We start from the raw sequence: 2,068 nt of genomic DNA, 5'->3' as shown, positions 1-2,068 counted from the left end.
GTCACCGCTGTTCCGGCACCGTGGCCATGCTTGAGCCAGTCCGGCTAACTATTAAGTCTACTGCGCCGGTTCCTGCAGTATATCTTCGCAAAGCGGGCCTAACCCTCAAGATCAAAAATCTCCTGCAATTATCGTCGGTTGGCTGGACTACGTCAAGTCTCCTCGTGCCGACAAACATTCCAGAGCTCGCAGTCTATCCCGATATCAGCCCGCAGTATATTCAGGTTTCAGTGGAAGGCTCGGCTGAGGGCGTTAGTGAGGTCTGGGGAGAGCTGCCGACCTACCGCGTGCCTGGATGAAATCCTCCAGGGCCTGGCATGCCTGTTCGGTTCCATCTTCTGTTCGGACGATCCGACCCACCTCATCAGCACGAGTTGAATAGCGCGGCGTCCTCAGCAGCGCCCGCAAATGTTCGACCACCCGCGAGGCGGTGTAATGCCTGGGATGAGGGAAGCGCTCCTGGCGCGGGGCCCTTCAGGCATGCTCATTTGATCTTGTGGCCGTAGAGGTGGCGATCGTGGTCTCGCGAGATGGAATGCCGCCTGGTCCCACCGATCTCTGGTTTGCCGACCTCCTGTGCCGCTCGGAGGAGCGTGTCCCCACTGCCCAGCCGCCGCCGCTCCTTTGGCGGTGTCAGCCGCCTCTTCCTGCGACGGTGCCGGAACAGCACCTCTGGCCCACCTTCGACAAGGACCGTCAGGGGCATGGCGGTCACGCGGTCGGCAAGCGGATATGATGCCTTGCCGGGATACAGCACTGTGAGGTGATCGAGCCGCAGATCGTGAAGGGCAATGCGCATTGACGGGGTGAGAGTCGGCGCGTCTGCGCGCTTGACTTCGACGCCGAGACGCCGCCCCCCCTTGAAGAGGAGGAGATCCAGTTCGGCCCCGGTATGGGTGGCCCAGAAGTGGGCCTCGTCCGGTTGCACGGCCTTGAGCGTTTCCTCTATGGCATAGCCTTCCCACGATGCGCCGCATTTTGGGTGCGCCAATAACTCCTTTTCCGTCCTGATTCCGAGAAGCTGGTGCAACAGGCCGCTGTCCCGAAGATAGACCTTCGGCGCTTTGATCTGGCGCTTCTTGAGGTTTTCATGCCAGGGTTGCAGTTGCCGAACCATGAACAATCCCGTCAGCATATCGAGGTAACGCCTCACGGTCGGTTCGCTGACCCCAAGCGACCTTGCCAGCTCGGTGGCGTTCCAGCGTTGGCCGTGGTAGTGCGCAAGCATGGTCCAAAACCGCAGTAACGTCGGGGCCGGGATGGTGACGCCAAGCTGCGGCAGGTCGCGCTCAAGAAATGTCTGAATGAATTGCCGGCGCCAGGCCAGGCTGTCCGCATGCGAGCGGGCGAGATATGACAGCGGAAAACCGCCCCGCAGCCAATGGCGATCAAGCGCCTTGGTTCCGACCTCAGAGAGGCTAAAGCCGGAAAGTGGGATCGTCTCCAGCCTTCCGGCAAGCGATTCGGAAGACTGACGGAGCAGCTCAGGCGAGGCGCTGCCAAGGATGAGAAACCGGGCAGGCAAGGGCTTTCTGTCAGCCAGCACCCGAAGGGCCGGAAAGAGATCGGGCCGGCGCTGCACCTCGTCAATCACCACCACACGGGTGAGCCCCCCGAAGGCGGTCATCGGCTCGGCAAGCCGCGCCAAGCTCGCCGGGTCTTCAAGGTCGAAATAATTGACCGAATCCGCGGGGACGATTTGCCGCGCAAGCGTGGTCTTGCCACACTGGCGTGGCCCAATGAGCGCCACCACGCGGCTGCGCGAAAGCGCACGCCGGATTTGCGAGAGGGACTGAGGCCGCTTGATCATGCGAGGATTGTACCATGAAAATCGAACAGTCAATATTACTTTTTCATGGTATCTGCCGAAGCCCTTCCGACAATACGAGACCAACCCTTAGATGACAGCGAGACCCGGGCCTTGGAGGTTGGAGAGGAGGGCGCAGAGGGCGAAAGTATATGGGGTGGGGAGAAGGAACGGTTGAGCGGCAGAACAGGGTGACTAAGGGGGGCAAACCTCACGGCGACCTATTTTGCGAGATCCGGAAACGTGGCCTTTGATTTCCAG

Annotated in this window: 2 protein-coding genes; one reads left to right on the top strand and one right to left on the bottom strand. The window is 60.7% G+C overall.

From position 1 onward, the window contains the following. A partial coding sequence (locus tag VIH17_00385; protein HEY4681688.1) for a hypothetical protein occupies positions 1-299 on the top strand: 299 nt, incomplete at its 5' end. Between the two features lie 185 nt (positions 300-484). Here VIH17_00385 and VIH17_00380 read toward each other — a convergent pair. Continuing rightward, positions 485-1,810 carry an ATP-binding protein gene (locus tag VIH17_00380; protein ID HEY4681687.1) on the bottom strand — a complete coding sequence of 442 codons (1,326 nt, stop codon included), beginning with the start codon at positions 1,808-1,810 and terminating at the stop codon, positions 485-487. Between the last annotated feature and the right edge of the window lie 258 nt (positions 1,811-2,068).

The sequence above is a fragment of the Candidatus Acidiferrales bacterium genome (genome assembly GCA_036514995.1).
Classification (GTDB): Bacteria; Acidobacteriota; Terriglobia; order Acidiferrales; family DATBWB01; genus DATBWB01.
Note: the sequence above shows the minus strand (reverse complement) of the source record. Positions and strands in the feature narration are given on the sequence as shown.

Bases quoted from the DNA above. Each gene is read 5' to 3' on its own strand.
- VIH17_00380 (HEY4681687.1), bottom strand. From the start codon at position 1,810: ATGATCAAGCGGCCTCAGTCCCTCTCGCAAATCCGGCGTGCGCTTTCG.